The sequence below is a fragment of the Shinella sp. H4-D48 genome (genome assembly GCF_022637395.1).
GTDB classification, from domain to species: Bacteria; Pseudomonadota; Alphaproteobacteria; order Rhizobiales; family Rhizobiaceae; genus Shinella; species Shinella sedimenti.
The window spans coordinates 378,909-396,357 of sequence record NZ_CP093337.1 but is presented as its reverse complement, the minus strand read 5'-3'; the positions used below and the strand labels follow the sequence as shown (position 1 = coordinate 396,357).

The window sequence follows — 17,449 nt, the reverse complement described above, 5'->3', positions numbered from 1 at the left end:
AGACGAGGGCGCGCGCAAAATCGTGAACGGCATCTTCGGCCGGCAGGTCAGGCAAGCCAGGCCGGAAGCGAGTCGAGACCGATGAGATCGTCATAGGTGGGACGCGGCCGGATGACGTGGAATTCCGAACCGTTGACCAGCACTTCAGGGACGAGAAGACGGCTGTTGTAGGTCCCGGCCTGCACCGCGCCATAGGCACCGGCCGAACCGACGGCGATGAGATCGCCCGGCTTCGGCACCGCCATTTCACGGTCGAGCGCCAGATAATCGCCCGTCTCGCAGACCGGGCCGACGACATCCGCGCGGATGCGAGGCGCATTGGCCGCCGAAATGACGACCGGCTGGATTTCGTGCCAGGCCTCGTAGAGCGTCGGGCGAATGAGATCGTTCATCGCCGCATCGACCACGACGAAGGTCTTCTCCCCGCCGTCCTTCACATAGAGGACTTCGGTAACGAGGATGCCGGCATTGCCGACGATCAGTCGGCCGGGCTCCGTGACGATCTTGCAGCCGAGTCCCTTGAGCTGGTTCTTGACGATTTCCGCATAGGCATCCGGCAGCGGTGGCGGCGCGTTGTCCGTCTTGTAGGGAATGCCGAGACCACCGCCGACATCGACGTGATCGATCGCATGGCCATCGGCACGCAACGTCTCGACGAGTTCGCGCAGCAGCCGGAACGCGTCATCGAAGGGCTGCAGTTCGGTGATCTGGCTGCCGATATGCATGTCGATGCCGGTCACCTTGATGCCGGGCAGCGTCGCGGCGCGGGCATAGACGGCGCGCGCGCGCTCCCAGGAGATGCCGAACTTGTTTTCCTTCTTGCCCGTCGAGATTTTCGCATGGGTGCGGGCGTCCACATCGGGATTGATGCGGAAGGAAACGTGCGCGACCTTACCGGCCTTCACAGCACGGGCGTTCAAAACCTCAAGTTCAGGCTCGGATTCGACGTTGAAGCAGTAGATGCCGGCCTCAAGCGCCAGATCCATTTCCCGTGGCGTCTTGCCGACGCCGGAAAACATGATGCGCGAGGCCGGGACACCTGCCGCGAGTGCGCGGCGCAGTTCCCCCTCGGAAACCACGTCGATGCCGGCGCCGAGCCGGGCGAGCGTCTTCAGCACCGCCTGGTTGGAATTTGCCTTCATGGCGTAGCAGACCAGCGCATCGACGCCGTCGAAGGCCTTGGAGAACACCTTGAAGTGCCGCTCCAGCGTTGCCGTCGAATAGACATAGAAGGGTGTGCCGACCGCCTTGGCGATTTCCGGAACCGGCACGTCCTCCGCATGGAGGACACCGTCACGATGCTCGAAATGATTCACGCTTGCAGTCCATTCAGGGCAATTCCGGCAAAGCCAACGTCGTTCGGAATCGCGTTAGGAAAAATTAGAGAAGGGGGTCGAGAAGGAAGCGCTTATCTTCAACCTGCTCGACCTTCTTGCCGTCGACGGTCGTCACGGCCGGCTGCACGCCGGGTCGCTCGAGGTCGCCCTTGCGGCCGCACGCCGTCAGAACCGCTGCAGAAAGGCAGAGCACGAGCGCCAGCTTGCCGATGTCGATGCGTGTCATGAAAGTTCCCTGGAATTGCCGGGTGGAGTGGGCAACATCCTTAGCGAATTCGCCCGCCCTTGTGCACCCTTAATCTGCTGATGGGTCCTGCAAGCGCCTTGATCAGTTGCGCTGCCGCCACCAGGCGATCTGCCGGCGAACCTCTGACGGCGCCGTGCCGCCGTAGCTCTTGCGACTGGCGACCGAAGCCTCGACCGTCAGCACGTTGAAGATATCGGCGGTGATCGCCTCATGGATCGACTGCAACTCCTCCAGCGACAGTTCGGCGAGATCGCAGCCCTTGCTTTCCGCCAGCGCCACGGCGCGGCCCGTCACATGATGCGCGTCGCGGAACGGCAGGCCCGCCTCGCGCACCAGCCAGTCGGCAAGGTCAGTAGCGGTTGAGTAGCCGGAACCGGCCGCAGCCTTCATCTTGTCGGTGCGAATGGTCATGTCGCGCACCATGCCGGTCATCGCGGCAATGGCGAGTTCCAGGCTCTCGGCGGCGTCGAAGACCTGTTCCTTGTCTTCCTGCATGTCCTTGGAATAGGCGAGCGGCAGGCCCTTCATCACGGTCAAGAGCGCGATCAGCGACCCGTTGATGCGGCCGGTCTTGGCGCGCACAAGCTCAGCCGCATCGGGGTTCTTCTTCTGCGGCATGATGGACGAACCGGTCGAGAAGGCATCCGACAGGCGGATGAAGCCGAACTGCGGCGTCGACCAGATGACGATTTCTTCCGCAAGGCGCGACAGGTGGACCGAGGCAATGGCCGCGATGGAGAGAAACTCCAGCGCGAAATCGCGGTCGGAGACCGTGTCGATGGAGTTGCGAGTCGGCTCACGGAAGCCGAGTGCCTTTGCCGTCATGTGGCGATCGATATTGTAGCCGGTGCCGGCAAGTGCTGCCGCACCGATCGGGCTCTCGTCGAGATGCTCGATGGCGTGGCGCACGCGCTGGCGGTCGCGGCCGAACATTTCGACATAGGCCATGCAATGGTGGCCGAAGGTCACCGGCTGAGCGGTCTGGAGATGGGTGAAACCGGGCATGACGGTTTCGGCATGCTCTTCCGCGCGGTCGAGGAAGGCGGCGATCAGGCCGGTCAGCGCCTTCTCGGTCTTCTGCAACTCTTCCTTCACCCAGAGGCGGAAATCGAGCGCCACCTGGTCATTGCGCGAGCGGGCCGTGTGCAGGCGGCCGGCAGCCGGGCCGATCAGCGTCGCCAGCCGCGCTTCGACATTCATGTGGATGTCTTCGAGCTTGCGCGAAAATTCGAAATTGCCGCTTTCGATCTCTGACAGGATCGTGTCGAGACCGTGAACGATCTTTTCCTTATCGTCCGCCGAAATGATGCCCTGACGGGCGAGCATTTCCGCATGCGCCTTTGAGCCGCGGATGTCCTGGGCATAAAGCTTCTTGTCGAAGCCGATGGAGGCATTTATCTCCTCCATGATCGCATCCGGTCCCGAGGCGAAGCGGCCGCCCCACATCTGGTTCGAGGATTTCGTCTCGGAAGTGCCGTCTGCCATGGGTGCCTGCCTGGAAAAGTGTCCTGGAGAATGAAATGTCAGTAAAGAAGACCTTCGGCCTGCCGGCAGGAAAGCTCATCGCCATTGCCGGCCTTGCCGGACTTCTCGCCGGTGGTGCTGCGATATACGTGAAGGAGAGCCTGTCTGGCAATGCCACGGGTGCTGTCGCGTCTGTCGATCCCGCCGCCTGCCCGCTCACCGCCGCCAAGGCCGAGGCCATCACCCCCTTCTCTAAGGGACAGGTCGCCGCCATGAGCACGGTCGACGAACACCGTCCACTGCCGGAACTTGTCTTCGATGGCCCCGACGGCAAGAAGAAGACCATCGCCGATTTCGCGGGCAAGACCCTGCTGGTAAACCTTTGGGCGACCTGGTGCGTGCCGTGCCGCGAGGAAATGCCCGCACTCAACGCGCTGGAGAAGGACCTTGGCAGCGACAGGTTCGAAGTCGTGGCGATCAACATCGACACCGGCGACGACGAGAAGCCGAAGACCTTCCTCGATGAGACCGGGGTCCATGAGCTCGCCTACTATCGCGATGCGTCGATGGGCGTCTTCAACACGCTGAAGAAGGAAGGCCTTGCCTTCGGCTTGCCCGTGACACTGCTGATGGACGACAAGGGCTGCCTGATCTCGGCCATGAACGGCCCCGCCGCCTGGGACAGCGACGATGCCAAGGCGCTGATCAATGCAGCGCTGACCAGCCCGAAGAGCTGACGTCAGGCCGCAGCGTAAACGCGCGGGCGGCGGATATCGAGGAAGCCCGCATCGCCTCTGCGGTGCGGGAACTCCGGCGCGGTGTCGAATTCCACCGCCTGGCCGCTTCGCGTCATCGCCAGCACGCGGCGCGAATCCGGCCGGTCGATCACGCGTACGATGCTGGCGGCGATGCCCTGCCCGTCCTCACGCCAGGTGACATCGGCCGGGCGAAACAGGATCTGCCCGCTGCCATCTGCGATTCCATCAGCCTCGAACGCGATGCCATCGACATGGGCCTTGCCGCCGCGGATTTCAGCCTCCAGCCGGTTGGCATCCCCCAGGAAATTCATCACGAAGGCATCGGCCGGACTGCGACACACCGTTTCGGGCGTGCCTTCCTGCACGATCTTGCCCTTGTTGAGGATGACGACACGGTCGGCGAGGTCGAGCGCCTCTTCCTGGTCATGCGTCACGAAAAGCGTGGTGATGCCGAGTTCATCATGGATCTTGCGCAGCCAGCGGCGCAGGTCGCGGCGCACATTGGCATCGAGCGCGCCGAAAGGCTCGTCCAGCAACAGGACGCGCGGATCGACGGCGAGCGCGCGCGCCAGCGCAACGCGCTGCCGCTGGCCGCCGGAGATCTGGCCGGGGAAACGGTCCTTGAGGCCGCTCAGCTGGACGAGGTCGAGCAATTCCTTCACCCGTGCGGCAATGGCCTGCGGCGAACGCTTGATCTTCGAGACCTTCATGCCGAAGGCGATGTTTTCGCCAACGGTCATATGCGGGAAGAGCGCATAGTGCTGGAAGACGAAGCCGACGCCGCGCTCGCGCACCGGAATATCCGTGGCGTTCTCGTCACCGAAATAGATCGCGCCGGCATCGGCATATTCGAGGCCGGCGACCATGCGCAGGATCGTCGTCTTGCCGGAACCGGAGGGACCAAGCAGCGCGACCAGCTCCCCGCTGTCGATATCGAGCGAGACGCCATGCACGGCGCGAAAGGTCTCGAACTCTTTGACCACATTGTCGAGGCGGATCTTCACGGTTTGACCTCCGGAGTGACGGTATCGGCGCCCGCAAGAGCAGAAGGACGCTGGATGCGGCCCGCTCCCTGCCGCTCGAGCGCCACCTTGACAACGAGCGTGACGATGGCAAGGCCGGCGAGGATGGATGCGGCGGCAAACGAGCCGGCCGCGTTGTAATCGTGATAGAGCAGCTCGATATGCAGCGGCAGCGTGTTCGTCTGGCCGCGAATATTGCCCGAGACCACCGAGACCGCGCCGAATTCGCCCATCACGCGCGAATTGCAGAGCACGACGCCGTAGAGCAGAGCCCATTTGATGTTGGGCAGCGTGACTGAGAAGAAAGTGCGCCATCCGCTGGCGCCAAGCGAGGTTGCGGCTTCCTCGAGATCACGCCCCTGCGCCTGCATGAGCGGAATCAGTTCGCGCGCCACGAAGGGTGCGGTGACGAACATGCTGGCCAGCACAATGCCCGGCAGCGCAAACAGGATCTTGATCTCCATCGCCTGCAGCGCATGGCCGAACAGGCCCTGGAGGCCGAAGACGAAGAGATAGGCCACGCCCGCGACGATAGGCGAGACCGAGAACGGGATCTCGATGATGACAGTCAGCAATCGCTTGCCGGGAAAATCGTGTTTGGTGATCGCCCAAGCCGCCGCCACGCCGAAAGCTGTGTTGACGGGCACGGCGATCAGCGCCGTGATCACCGTCAGCATGATGGCATGGCGGGTATCGGGATCGGCGATGGAGGCCCCGAAATATGCAACGCCCTTCGAAAATGCCTCGACGCCGATGACGACGAGCGGCGCGACGATCATCAGCCCGACAAGAACGAGGACGAATGTGAGGAGCGCGCGCCGGAAGAGCGGATGGTCGCCCACGCGCGGCGGCTTGCCTTTTCCATGATGCGCCATGGTCAGCCCCTTACCGTGTAGCGCAGGGCGCGGGCCTGCATGAAATTGGTGATCGCCAGCATCACGAAGGCCGTCAGGAGCATCACGGAGGCGATCGCGGCGGATGCCGGATAGTCGTATTCCTCAAGCCGGATGAAGGCGAGAAGTGCGGTGATCTCCGTCGAGAACGGCTGGTTTCCGGCGATGAAAATGATCGCACCGAATTCGCCAAGGCTGCGCGCAAAGGAGAGTGACACGCCCGCCAGCAGAGCCGGCGTCAGCAGCGGCAGGATGACGGTCACGAAGATCGAGAGATCGCTTGCCCCCAGCGTCTGCCCCGCCTCTTCCAGAGCAGGGTCGAGTTCTTCCAGAACAGGCTGAACCGTGCGCACGATGAAAGGAATGCTCGTGAAGCTCATGGCGACCATGATGCCGAGCGGCGTATAGGCGACCTTGATGCCGATGAGCGATAGCGGCCCGCCGAACCATCCATTGGTGGCAAAGAGCGTTGTCAGCGCGATGCCCGCAACGGCGGTCGGCAGCGCGAAGGGCAGGTCCACCAGCGCATCGACCAGGCGGCGGCCGGGAAAACGGTAGCGAACGAGAACCCAGGCAAGCGACAGGCCGAAGACGAGATTGAACGCCGTCGCCGCAAGCGCACAGGTGACCGTCACGCGGTAGCTCGCAACCGCACGGTCGGAGGAAATGATCCGCCAGTAATCCTCAGGCCCGAGGCTCGCCGCCTTGAAGACGAGCGCGGCCAGCGGCAGCACAACGATGATGGCCACATAGACGAGGGTGATGCCGAGCGCGAGCGGCAATCCTGGCAGTACACGCCGTCTCAAGCGCATGGTCCTTTCTCATGGCAACAACCGGCGGGTTTCTAGCCCGCCGGTTGCCCTACAAACAATGGTCGAACGGATCAACGGCTGCCGTAGATTTTGTCCAGCGTGCCGCCTTCGGCGAAGTGCTCTTCGGATATCTTCTTCCAGCCACCGAACACGTCATCGACATTCACTAGGCGGATTTCCGGGAACTGGTCCTTGAATTCGGCAGCGACCTTTTCGTCATGGACGCGATGGCCGAATTCGGCGGCGATCTTTTGGCCCTCGGGCGCATAGAGGAAATCCAGATAGGACTTTGCGAGGTCACGGCTGCCCCTGGCATCCGCTACCTTGTCGACGATTGCGACCGGAAACTCCGCAAGCAGCGAAACAGACGGCACGACGCTCTGGAACTTGTCTTCGCCATACTGCTTGGCGATCGACTTGGTCTCGGCCTCGAAGGTGATGATCACGTCGCCGATCTCGCGCTCCACAAAGGTCGTCGTCGCCGCGCGACCGCCCGTGTCGAAGACCGGGACATTGTCGAAGATCTTGGTAACGAATTCCTCGACCTTGGCCGGATCGTTGTTGAAGGCTTCCTTGGCATAGGCGGTGGCGGCCAGATAGGTGTAGCGCGCATTGCCCGAGGTCTTCGGGTTGGGGAAGATGACCTTCACGTCGTCGCGGGCAAGGTCAGACCAGTCCTTGATGTTCTTCGGATTGCCCGCGCGAACGAGGAAGGACGGGAAGGAGTAGAAGGGCGACGCATTGTTCGGGAACTTCTGCTGCCAGCCTTCGGCGACGAAGCCGTTCTTCACGAGGAAGTCGATATCCGTCACCTGGTTGAAGGTCACGACATCAGCCTCAAGGCCTTCCACGATGGCGCGCGCCTGCTTGGACGTGCCGCCATGTGACTGGTCGATCGTAATGCCCGGATGCTGCTTGACGAAGGCTTCGTTCTCCGCGGCAAAGAGTTCGCGCGCAACGTCATAGGAGGCGTTCAAAAGCTTGTCGGCTGCATGCGCGGAAATCGGAGCGGCAAGACCGAGAAGGGCCGCGCCGAGAAGGAGAATGCGTTTCATCTGAACACCCCAATGCAATAAGAATTGAGGCAGACAATACCGGCAGCCCGGTGAGCATCCGAGACACGGCTCTGTCGCGGGCCTCACGGCAGGCGAAACAATTTTCCCCGAAAGCAGGCTTTAACGGATTCTTCCGCCGCTCAGCGCGTGGGAACCGGCACTTCGCCTGCTGTTTGACAAATAGGTCAGGACGCCTTTCGCAGCATGTACCAGTCCACGAGACCGAGTGTGAAGCGATCCTTCGCGGCCCGCTCCCACAAGGGAGTATGATGATCTCCAACGACGAGAATATCTGTAGGAGGTAGACGAGTATCAGCCGCTATCACCGCGATGGCATCGAAAACATCACCCCACAATTCTGTCAGTTCGCACACTGTTGCGTTTGTAATTGGCGAAGTCCCAGTGCGGCAACCCAGCGCTCCCCGGTCCTTCGCGACAAACGGCACATGCGAATTGAGTGTGAGCCAATAGACAAACTTCGGTTTATCGCCCGGCTCAAGTAGGCGGGAATGAACCAAGGCGCCGACATCGCTGTCACACAACCCGAGAAAAACGCTGCCGCAACGGCGCGCGGCCAGCATCGGCGCATCCCGGACCATCGTTTCCATGGAATGGAATTCCGAGAAACCGATATTGGGGTACCAAGTGTGTCGCTCAAACATGTCGGACGTGTAACCATGATAGGCAACAGTCTCGTAACCCCGCTCACGAAGAAGTTTCGGCAGGCAATTGTCCGTATGGGCACCAGCGATATAATCGCGATGATCACCCCAGCGCCCACACAATTCCCGGGACGCGGCACCCGTCGTGGAGCCTGAATAAGGCGTGGTTCCACTGGAGAAGGCGTAACCAGCGTGTGAGGCGGCTTTTTCCAGTTTACTGCTGAGAATTTTTTTCTCTGCAGGATCAGCAAAAGCACCGAGCTCCTCTACCATCACGATGAGCAGCTTACCGCCGCGCGCGGCGACCGCGTCGGTACTCAACCCGTTTTGGGAATCGGCGCTGTCAAAAACAGATGTAGACTTGGGGAAGTAATGAAAGTTGAAGTGAAAGTCCGCAGCCATGAGCGACAATGCGACAAGAAGCACGGGTAGCGGCGATGCCAACTGTATCTCGGTGCGGTTTCGATCGAACAGCCACGCAGAAACCAGGGCAAACGCGAGGTTTATACTGATGACAGCCACATAGAAACTGGAAGCCGATACGTCGATCGTCGCCATATACCGCACGGAATCGATCGCCAGGGCAAGCGGCAGGTGAAAAGCCACCATGACGATAAGGCAGAGATCGATGACGGCAATTATGAAGAAAAGAGCATAGACTGCGAAACGCGGCAGGAAGAGTGCGGCAATCGCCGCAGTCACATAGAGCAACGGCGTAATCAACCGTTCGGCGATGAAGAACGGCATCACCACAAGAAAAAAGAGATTGGGCAGGAGCCCGACGATCAGCACGAACAGAAGAGCGCCACGTCCGATGAAACGCTGCGCGCCGCGCTCTTCCGGTAAGATAGAAATATCCGTCATAGTACCGTCGCGAGACTGAATAACCTAGTCCTCGTGAGATACCATTGAATTCTTTCAAAAGAACTGAAGTCGAAGCTTTATACGCCTCAGCGCGTGGGAACCGGCACTTCGCCGCGATAGTCGTAGAAGCCGCGGCCGGATTTGCGGCCGAGCCAGCCGGCCTCGACGTATTTCACCAGCAGCGGGCACGGGCGGTACTTGGAATCGGCGAGACCGTCATGCAGGACCTGCATGATCGACAGGCAGGTATCCAGGCCGATGAAATCGGCGAGCTGAAGCGGGCCCATGGGATGGTTGGCGCCGAGCTTCATGGCCGTATCGATGGCTTCGACCGAACCGACGCCCTCATAGAGAGTGTAGATGGCCTCGTTGATCATCGGAAGCAGGATACGGTTGACGATAAAGGCCGGGAAATCTTCCGCGACCGTGATGGTCTTGTCGAGCTTGGCGACGAATTCCTTCGCGGCGGAAAAGGTGCTTTCCTCGGTGGCGATACCGCGCACGAGCTCGACCAGCTTCATGACCGGAACGGGGTTCATGAAGTGTATACCCATGAAGCGCTCCGGCCGGTCGGTGGCGGAGGCAAGGCGGGTGATAGACAGCGAGGAGGTGTTCGTGGCGAGGATGGCCTCCGGCTTCAGCACGGAACAGACCTGGCCGTAAATCTTGCGCTTGACGGTCTCATCCTCGGTCGCGGCCTCGATGACAAGATCCGCATCCGAGAGATCGTTCACGTCGGTGGAGCCCTTGATGAGCGCCAGCGCCTTCTTCCGGTCTTCGTCAGACATCTTGCCGGACGAGACCTGACGGGCGAGATTGCCGTGGATCGTGGCGAGACCGGCTTCGATCCGCTCGGCGGACAGGTCGTAGATATGGACCTTGTATCCGGCAAGAGCAGCAACATGTGCGATGCCGCATCCCATCTGGCCCGCACCCACAATACCGACGTTCTTGATCATCGCGCCAATCGCCTCGTTATTTCAGCCTGAGCCCAGTGCCCAGGCAAAAAAACACCGGGCCGGTCAAGCCGGCCCGGTGAATTGATAAAGGCACGCGACGGATATTTCCAGTGAAATCATCGTCGCAAAGACGGCACACGGACGGCTCAGAGCGCCTTTTCGAGCTGCGGCAGGATCTCGAAGAGATCGCCGACGAGGCCGTAGTCTGCGACCTGGAAGATGGGGGCTTCCTCGTCCTTGTTGATGGCGACGATGATCTTCGAGTCCTTCATGCCGGCAAGGTGCTGGATGGCACCCGAAATGCCGCAAGCGATGTAGAGCTGCGGGGCGACGACCTTGCCCGTCTGGCCGACCTGCCAGTCGTTGGGGGCGTAGCCCGCATCGACGGCGGCGCGCGAGGCACCGACGGCAGCACCGAGCTTGTCTGCGACTGGAAGGATGACTTCCTGGAACTTCTCCGACGAGCCGAGCGCGCGGCCGCCAGAGATGATGATCTTCGCAGATGTCAGCTCCGGACGGTCAGACGAGGACAGCGCGTCATTGACGTGGGTGGAGAGGCCCGGATTCGCAGCCGCTGCGACGGTTTCGACGGGTGCATTGCCGCCCTCGCGCGCTGCGGTGAAGGACGCCGTGCGAACGGTGATCACCTTCTTGGCATCGGTCGACTGAACCGTCTGAACGGCATTGCCTGCGTAGATCGGGCGCTTGAACGTGTCGGCACTGATGACCTCGACGATTTCCGAGACCTGAGCGACATCGAGCAGGGCGGCAACGCGCGGCAGCACGTTCTTGCCCACCGAGGTCGCGGCCGAGACGATAGCCTCATAGTTGCCGGCCAGCGACACGATGAGCGCGGCCAGAGGCTCGGCGAGGTTGTTGCCGAGGCTAGCATCGTCGGCGACGAGCACCTTGGAGACGCCGGACAGCTTGGCAGCGGCGTCGGCGGCCGCCTTGACGCCCGCGCCGGCGACGAGCACATGCACGTCCGAACCGATCTGCGAAGCCGCCGTCAGCGCCTTGGCGGTCTGGTCGGAAAGGGTGGCGTTGTCGTGGTCTGCCAGAAGAAGAATGGCCATGATCGTGATCTCCTCAATCTTCCTTACAGAACGCCTGCGGTCTTCAGGCTCGCCACCAATTCGGCGACGTCCTTGACCTTGACGCCAGCCTTGCGGCCCGAGGGCTCCTCGGTCTTCAGCACCTTCAGGCGGGGGGCGGTATCGACGCCGAAGTCGCCGGGCGTCTTCTTGTCGAGCGGCTTCTTCTTCGCCTTCATGATGTTGGGCAGCGAGGCATAGCGCGGCTCGTTGAGGCGCAGGTCCGTCGTCACGACGGCCGGCAGCTTCACTTCGATGGTCTGGAGTCCGCCGTCGACTTCGCGGGTGACCTGAGCCGAACCCGAGCCGATCTCGACCTTGGAGGCGAACGTCGCCTGCGCCCACCCGAGCAGCGCCGACAGCATCTGGCCGGTCTGGTTCGAATCGTCGTCGATCGCCTGCTTGCCGACAATGACGAGGCCGGGCTGTTCAGCCTCGACGACACCCTTCAGGATCTTGGCAACCGCCAGCGGCTCGACGGCATCGTCCGTCTCCACCAGCACCGCCCGGTCGGCGCCCATGGCGAGCGCGGTGCGCAACGTCTCCTCGGCCTTCGCCGGGCCGATCGACACGACGACCACTTCCTCAGCCTTGCCGGCCTCCTTCAGACGAAGCGCCTCTTCCACCGAAATCTCGTCGAACGGGTTCATCGACATCTTCACATTGGCAAGCTCGACACCCGAGCCATCCGCCTTCACGCGAATTTTGACATTGTAATCAACGACCCGCTTGACTGGGACCAAGATCTTCATGGCTTCCTTCCTTACATATGTCCGCGAGGGGAAAATGCGCCTTTCGAGGGCGCCCTGATTGTCGGTTGGCGACATCGATACGCGTTTTTTCCCCAATTACAATGCGGCACGGCTCCTCTCCGCATGAAAACGGGCCGGTTATAAATAACCTTTACGTTAACGTCAAACTGCCGCGCGTGCGACGTCACCGTCCCCAATGGGTGGGCGGCACGGCGGGGCGATCGGCGACTTTTTCAGCGGGAACCGGCGTCTGCTCCGCATGACGAACAGCCTTGGGCGTGACGATGGTGCGATCGAACAGCGGCACGCCCCGCCTCCGCAAAACGATCACCAGAAACGCTCCGGCAAGGATGCCGCCGACATGCGCGCCCCAGGACACGCTGCCATCGCCATCCACCGCCAGCATATAGAACTGCTGGGCAATCCAGAAGGCGAGCGGGATGACCGCCGGCAGCGGCAGCGGAATACGGAAGAACACCAGCACCCAAACGCGCACCTTGGGATGAAGCAGGAAATAAGCCGCCACCACCCCGGAGACGGCCCCGGACGCGCCGATCAGCGGCGCTTCGGAAGAGGGTTCCACAAGCCCGTGTACGAGCGCCCCGGCGGCGGCGCAGGCGAGATAGAATACCAGAAAGCGGAAATGCCCGAGCGCATCCTCGACATTGTCGCCAAACACCCAGAGAAACAGCATATTTGAGGCGAGATGCATGAAATCGCCGTGCAGAAACGCATAGGTGATGTAGGTGGCATTCTCCGGGACAAGCACCAGCCCCGGCTCGAGGTCCGCGAAATCGAAGACGACGGCGGGGATATAGCCGAGCCCGACGACCGCCGCATCGGAAAAGGCCTGCGTCGAGGCGAAGCCCGTTACGAGCCACACCACCACATTGATGGCGATCAGGCTGATCGTGACATACTGGACCTTGATGTATTTCAGGGAGTTCGCGTCATGCAGCGGTATGAACATGGGTTCCCTTCCGGCCTCGCCTTGCCGGGGACCTTACCTGTTCTGCCCCGGCACCCACAATATGTCCGTGCGTCCCTTTTCGTTCACCCAACGCGCAGCGACGAACAGGAAGTCCGACAGCCGGTTTATGTAGGCAACGGCGGCCGCCGAGACCGCCTCGCCCTCACAATCCTGCAGGGCGACGATACGGCGTTCGGCGCGGCGCGCCACGGTACGCGCCAGATGCAGGGCTGCGGCCGCCGGCGTGCCACCCGGCAAAACGAAAGAGCGCAACGGCTCCAGGTCAGCGTTCAGCGCATCGATTTCCTTTTCCAGCCGGTCAACCTGCGACTGGGCGATGCGCAGCGGCTCATATTCGGGCTTCTTGCCCGTATCCGGCGTTGCGAGATCCGCGCCGAGATCGAAGAGATCGTTCTGGATGCGCATGAGTGTCTTGTCGAGCGAAGGATGGCCGGCGAGCTGCTGGCGCGCCAGACCGATGCAGGAATTCGCCTCGTCGACCTCGCCGTAGGATTCGACGCGCAGATCGTGCTTCTTGCGGCGCGGACCGGCAACGAGACCGGTCGTCCCGTCATCGCCCGTGCGGGTGTAGATCTTGTTGAGCTTGACCATCAGCCGCGGCCGCCTCCCGTCACCCACAGCGTCAGCATGATGAGGACGATGGCGATTGCCTGCAGCAGGACGCGCGCCTGCATCAGCTTGTTGGACGTGTTGCCGCTGCCGCCCTTTGCCATGTTGACGAGGCCGCGCACCAGCACGATGGCGACAAGACCCATGACGAGCAGTGTCAGGAATGTAAGGAAGGAAGACATGCCAGCGTTCCGGTTTGATTTCTGTCAGGCATTCACATAGGGCATTTCGCGCAAAGTGCACGCATTTTGCGTTGCCGTGGCTGCGGCGACGCGCCGCGTCAGCCGAGACGGCCGATGATACGGTAAAAGAGCGACGCCGGCAGCAGCTTCTTGAGCAGCGCCCCCTGCCGGGCCGGCGTGGTCACGATGTAATGCGGACGCGGCGACCGCGCCGTCAGCGCGTGGCGCAACACGGCATGCACTGCCTCCGGCCCCAGTTTGCCGCGCGCCGGCTTCGATTCGCCGCGCAGGCGCTGAAGCTGCCGGCGGTACTCGTCCGCATGCACGGAGTTTTCGAGGTCGATGTTCTTTTCGATATGCATCAGCGCATTGGCTGTGAAGCGCGAGGCGATCGGGCCCGGCTCGATGAGGCTGACATGGATTCCGGACCCCGCAAGCTCCATGCGCAAGGTCAGCGACAGGCCTTCCAGCGCGAATTTCGAGGCGTTGTATGCGCCCCGCCAGCGATAGGGCACGATGCCGAGGATGGACGAGCACTGCACGATGCGGCCGTGGCCCTGCCGGCGCATAACGGGAATCACCCGCCGCGTCAGGTCGTGCCAGCCAAAGACATTGGTCTCGAACTGCGCCCGCAGCACCTCGACGGAGAGGTCCTCGACGGCGCCGGCCTGCCCGTAGGCACCGTTGTTGAACAGGGCATCGAGGCGGCCGCCGGTGCGCGCCAGCACCTCTTCGGTGAGCGCGGCGATGCTGTCGGGCTTCGTATAGTCCATCAGCAGTGCTTCGATTCCGTCGGCCGCAAGGCTTGCGAGGTCCTCCTCGCGCCGGACCGTGGCGAACACGCGCCAGCCTTCCGCCTTCAGCGCACGCGCGCAATAAGCCCCGATCCCCGACGAGCAGCCGGTGACGATGATGCTGGGCCGATCGGCGGCAGTTGGAGAAGACATGACGGTTTCCTGTACAAATTCGCCACCCTTTCCCATATTCACAGGCCGGGGTCCTGCGCGGCGACGCGCAAGTTGGCCGGGGAATCTGAAATAGGACATAACCCCTTAAACCAAATCCGGTTTAAGGGGTTATGTCCTGACAGACAATGAGACAGGCAGCCGGAAACGGCCGCGAACGAACTGGAATTGCCGATGCCTAGCCCAATCCGTGTTGCCTACAGAGTCGTTTTCGACGCGATCTGGCACTTCTCCGAAGACGATGGCTGGGCCATGGCGAGCCATGTCGCCCTTTCGACGTTGCTGGCCATATTCCCGTTCCTGATTTTCGGTACCGCGCTCGGCTCGTTCCTCGGTGCGGACCAGTTTGCCGAGACCGCCGTCCACCTCATCTTCGACACATGGCCGGAATCGATCGCCGCCCCAATTTCACGCGAGGTCGTGGCTGTTCTGACCATTCCACGCGGCGGCCTGCTCACCGTTTCCGTGCTTGCCGCCGCCTACTTCGCTTCCAACGGCGTGGAGGCGTTGCGCGTCTCTCTCAACCGCGCCTATCGCGTAGCGGAGACCCGCTACTGGTACATCACCCGCCTCGCCAGCCTGGGTTTCGTCATCGCGGGCGTCGTGGCGCTTGCGGTTCTCAGCATCGTGCTCGTTGCGGCACCGCTTGCCGTGCGCGCCACCGGCGACTGGCTGCCCTGGCTGACCTACATCTATTCCTGGGTGGAGAGCTGGGGGCTTTTCGGCACGATCCTCGTCCTGCTCATCGGCTTGCTGATCGCCCATCTCTGGCTGCCGGCCGGCCGGCGCAAGATCGCAGACGTGCTGCCGGGCATCCTCTTCACGCTTGTCGCCTGGAGCATCGGCGCCTATGCTTTCGCGTCCTATCTCGCGACATTCTCCAGCTATGTATCGACCTATGCAGGCCTCGCCTCGATCATGATCGCGCTGGTCTTCCTCTACATCATCGGAGCAATCTTCATCATCGGCGCCGAGATCAACGCGGCGCTGCTGAAATACCGCGTCAAGCATCTGGTTCTCGACCGGATACGCGGCGTGCGTCAGCAGCCTGAGGCCGAGGAGAAGGAATCAGATGAAGCCATAGCCCGCGAGCAGGGCGCGAATGCCGGACGGTGAAACGCCCCTCTCCCGATAGGCGGCGATGCCCGTGTCCTGGTTGCTCTTGGAGAGCTTTCGTCCGTCCGCACCCAGCACCAGTCCATGGTGCCGGTAGGTCGGCGCAGGCAGGCCGAGCAGGCTCTGCAACAGCCGGTGCACTGCCGTCGCGTGGAAGAGATCCTGCCCGCGCACCACATCGGTCACGCCCTGCGCCGCGTCGTCGAGAACTACCGCGAGATGATAGCTCGCCGGTGCATCTGGTCGCGAGAGCATGACATCGCCCCAGCGCTTCGGCCGGGCCAGCACCTGCCCCGTTTCACCCTCCGGTCCCGAGCCGGTTTCCCGCCATTCCAGCGTCGCCGGCGCAAGCGCACGGGCCTTTTCCATGTCGAGCCGCCAGGCGTGTTGGCGCCCCGCCGCAATCCAGTCGAGCGCCTGCCCACGGTCAAGATCCCGCTCTTCCGTCGGGTAGAGCGGTGCGCCGTCCGGATCGCGTGGCCAGTCACCACCTGCCGCCTCCACCCGGGCCTTCACCTCACCCCGGCTCAGGAAGCCCGGATAGAGCACGCCCATCGCCTTAAGCCGCTCCAGCGCTTCACCATAAAACGCGACATGCTCGGACTGACGGCGCACCGGTTTTTCCCAATCGAGGCCGAGCCAGGCGAGATCGCGATAGATCGCCTCTTCGAATTCGGGTCGCGAGCGGGCCGGATCTATGTCTTCCATGCGCAGCAGGAAGCGGCCGCCGCTGGCGGCAGCGAGATCGTGGTTGAGGATCGCCGACACCGCATGGCCGAGATGCAGCAACCCGTTCGGGCTTGGCGCGAAACGAAAGACGCGATTTTTTGACAAAGCACTTGGCATGGGGTCTTCTGCCATGAACAGCCCTGTCCCGTCACTACAGGCATGCACGACGGAACCGGCCTGAAGAGGTGCCCGTCGCACAAGATCGAGGCCGCTTGAAAATGCAGATGCACATGATCAGGACGGATGCGGATGTCGCGGCAGGTCTCGTCGACCTCGCTTTGCTCGACGCCCGTCTTTTCAGCGTCATCGACAAGGCAGGACCGGTACCCCTGCGCCGGCTCGCACCCGGCTATCGCGGCCTTGCCGGCATCATCGTCTCGCAGATGGTGTCGCGCGCGAGCGCCGATGCGATCTGGCGCCGGCTGGAAACGGCTGCGGGCGACATCACGCCCCACCACATCCTCGGACTGTCTGACGATGATTGCCGGGCCATCGGACTGTCGCGCGCCAAGACGGATACGTTGCGCCGTGCCGCGGAAGCCGTCGACCGGGGCGATCTCGACCTCGATGCCGTCTGCCTGCTCGACGCGCAGGCTGCGGCCCGCACACTTACCGCCATCAAGGGCATCGGCCGCTGGACGGCGGACGTCTACCTGCTGTTTTGCGGCGGCCATCCCGATATCTTCCCGTCAGGCGATATCGCCCTACAGAATGCCGTTGCCCATGCACTCGGCCTTGCCGTAAGGCCGAGCCCGCAGGAACTCGACCGTATCGCTGAGGCATGGTCGCCCTGGCGCGGCGTTTCGGCCCGGCTTTTCTGGGCATATTATGCCCGAGAGATGCGCCGGGAGGTTGCTCCGGTGCTTGAAGGATGAAGAACGCGAAATAGCTTGTTTTCGCTTTTCATTCCCCGCTTCACAATGCTGTAACAACGCGCC

Annotated in this window: 19 protein-coding genes; 3 read left to right on the top strand and 16 right to left on the bottom strand. The window is 62.2% G+C overall.

Features of this window, described 5'->3' with window-relative positions; all coding sequences use genetic code 11:
- Positions 1 to 47: 47 nt before the first annotated feature.
- From lysA to argH, 3 genes are all read right to left on the bottom strand, one after another.
- Complete coding sequence (gene lysA, locus MNR02_RS01885) at positions 48 to 1,316, bottom strand: diaminopimelate decarboxylase (protein ID WP_241947884.1); 1,269 nt, start codon at positions 1,314 to 1,316, stop codon at positions 48 to 50.
- A 64-nt stretch (positions 1,317 to 1,380) separates the two neighbouring features.
- Entirely contained in the window at positions 1,381 to 1,563 is a 183-nt protein-coding gene (locus MNR02_RS01880; protein WP_241947883.1) for a lipoprotein, read from the bottom strand.
- Positions 1,564 to 1,665: 102 nt separating this feature from the next.
- A complete protein-coding gene (argH, locus tag MNR02_RS01875; RefSeq protein WP_241947882.1) occupies positions 1,666 to 3,069 on the bottom strand; it encodes an argininosuccinate lyase in 1,404 nt (467 codons plus the stop codon).
- 35 nt (positions 3,070 to 3,104) lie between these two features.
- Here argH and MNR02_RS01870 point away from each other — a divergent pair, with 35 nt between their 5' ends.
- Complete coding sequence (locus MNR02_RS01870) at positions 3,105 to 3,785, top strand: TlpA disulfide reductase family protein (RefSeq protein ID WP_241947881.1); 681 nt, start codon at positions 3,105 to 3,107, stop codon at positions 3,783 to 3,785.
- Positions 3,786 to 3,787: 2 nt separating this feature from the next.
- On the opposite strand, the gene MNR02_RS01865 is transcribed toward MNR02_RS01870, so the two are convergent.
- The 12 genes from MNR02_RS01865 to MNR02_RS01810 all read right to left on the bottom strand — a co-directional run bounded on the left by MNR02_RS01865 (position 3,788) and on the right by MNR02_RS01810 (position 14,648).
- On the bottom strand, positions 3,788 to 4,810 hold the full coding sequence (locus MNR02_RS01865; RefSeq protein WP_241947880.1) for a sulfate/molybdate ABC transporter ATP-binding protein: 1,023 nt from the start codon (positions 4,808 to 4,810) through the stop codon (positions 3,788 to 3,790).
- The gene (gene cysW / locus MNR02_RS01860) at positions 4,807 to 5,703 is read right to left on the bottom strand and encodes a sulfate ABC transporter permease subunit CysW (RefSeq protein WP_241601131.1); all 897 of its coding nucleotides are present in this window, start codon (positions 5,701 to 5,703) and stop codon (positions 4,807 to 4,809) included. Before cysW ends, MNR02_RS01865 begins: the two co-directional genes overlap by 4 nt.
- A gap of 2 nt (positions 5,704 to 5,705) precedes the next feature.
- The gene (cysT, locus tag MNR02_RS01855) at positions 5,706 to 6,533 is read right to left on the bottom strand and encodes a sulfate ABC transporter permease subunit CysT (protein ID WP_241947879.1); all 828 of its coding nucleotides are present in this window, start codon (positions 6,531 to 6,533) and stop codon (positions 5,706 to 5,708) included.
- Positions 6,534 to 6,604: 71 nt separating this feature from the next.
- Positions 6,605 to 7,588, bottom strand: a complete 984-nt coding sequence (gene cysP / locus MNR02_RS01850; protein ID WP_241601128.1) for a sulfate ABC transporter substrate-binding protein — start codon at positions 7,586 to 7,588, stop codon at positions 6,605 to 6,607.
- A 185-nt stretch (positions 7,589 to 7,773) separates the two neighbouring features.
- Positions 7,774 to 9,114, bottom strand: a complete 1,341-nt coding sequence (locus MNR02_RS01845) for a sulfatase-like hydrolase/transferase (RefSeq protein WP_241947878.1) — start codon at positions 9,112 to 9,114, stop codon at positions 7,774 to 7,776.
- Positions 9,115 to 9,200: 86 nt separating this feature from the next.
- Positions 9,201 to 10,073 (bottom strand): 3-hydroxybutyryl-CoA dehydrogenase, encoded by an 873-nt coding sequence (locus MNR02_RS01840; protein ID WP_241601125.1) that lies wholly within the window; start codon positions 10,071 to 10,073, stop codon positions 9,201 to 9,203.
- A 146-nt stretch (positions 10,074 to 10,219) separates the two neighbouring features.
- Complete coding sequence (locus MNR02_RS01835; RefSeq protein ID WP_241947877.1) at positions 10,220 to 11,149, bottom strand: electron transfer flavoprotein subunit alpha/FixB family protein; 930 nt, start codon at positions 11,147 to 11,149, stop codon at positions 10,220 to 10,222.
- A 23-nt stretch (positions 11,150 to 11,172) separates the two neighbouring features.
- Complete coding sequence (locus MNR02_RS01830; RefSeq protein WP_241601122.1) at positions 11,173 to 11,919, bottom strand: electron transfer flavoprotein subunit beta/FixA family protein; 747 nt, start codon at positions 11,917 to 11,919, stop codon at positions 11,173 to 11,175.
- Positions 11,920 to 12,103: 184 nt separating this feature from the next.
- Entirely contained in the window at positions 12,104 to 12,889 is a 786-nt protein-coding gene (locus tag MNR02_RS01825; RefSeq protein ID WP_241601121.1) for a rhomboid family intramembrane serine protease, read from the bottom strand.
- Positions 12,890 to 12,922: 33 nt separating this feature from the next.
- Positions 12,923 to 13,501: a cob(I)yrinic acid a,c-diamide adenosyltransferase gene (locus MNR02_RS01820; RefSeq protein ID WP_241947876.1), complete on the bottom strand. Its 579-nt coding sequence runs from the start codon at positions 13,499 to 13,501 to the stop codon at positions 12,923 to 12,925.
- On the bottom strand, positions 13,501 to 13,701 hold the full coding sequence (locus MNR02_RS01815) for a twin transmembrane helix small protein (RefSeq protein WP_134649373.1): 201 nt from the start codon (positions 13,699 to 13,701) through the stop codon (positions 13,501 to 13,503). The genes MNR02_RS01820 and MNR02_RS01815 overlap by 1 nt, the downstream gene beginning before the upstream one ends.
- 98 nt (positions 13,702 to 13,799) lie before the next feature.
- A complete protein-coding gene (locus tag MNR02_RS01810; RefSeq protein ID WP_241947875.1) occupies positions 13,800 to 14,648 on the bottom strand; it encodes an SDR family oxidoreductase in 849 nt (282 codons plus the stop codon).
- Between the two features lie 192 nt (positions 14,649 to 14,840).
- Between MNR02_RS01810 and MNR02_RS01805 the strand changes: the two genes are divergently transcribed.
- Complete coding sequence (locus tag MNR02_RS01805; RefSeq protein WP_241601118.1) at positions 14,841 to 15,782, top strand: YihY/virulence factor BrkB family protein; 942 nt, start codon at positions 14,841 to 14,843, stop codon at positions 15,780 to 15,782.
- Here the strand turns inward: MNR02_RS01805 and gluQRS are convergent.
- Entirely contained in the window at positions 15,735 to 16,628 is an 894-nt protein-coding gene (gene gluQRS, locus MNR02_RS01800; RefSeq protein ID WP_371746727.1) for a tRNA glutamyl-Q(34) synthetase GluQRS, read from the bottom strand. The two genes, MNR02_RS01805 and gluQRS, sit on opposite strands and share 48 nt — an antisense overlap.
- Before the next feature lie 107 nt (positions 16,629 to 16,735).
- Between gluQRS and MNR02_RS01795 the strand changes: the two genes are divergently transcribed.
- Positions 16,736 to 17,386 (top strand): DNA-3-methyladenine glycosylase, encoded by a 651-nt coding sequence (locus MNR02_RS01795; RefSeq protein WP_241947873.1) that lies wholly within the window; start codon positions 16,736 to 16,738, stop codon positions 17,384 to 17,386.
- The last annotated feature ends 63 nt before the right edge of the window (positions 17,387 to 17,449 follow it).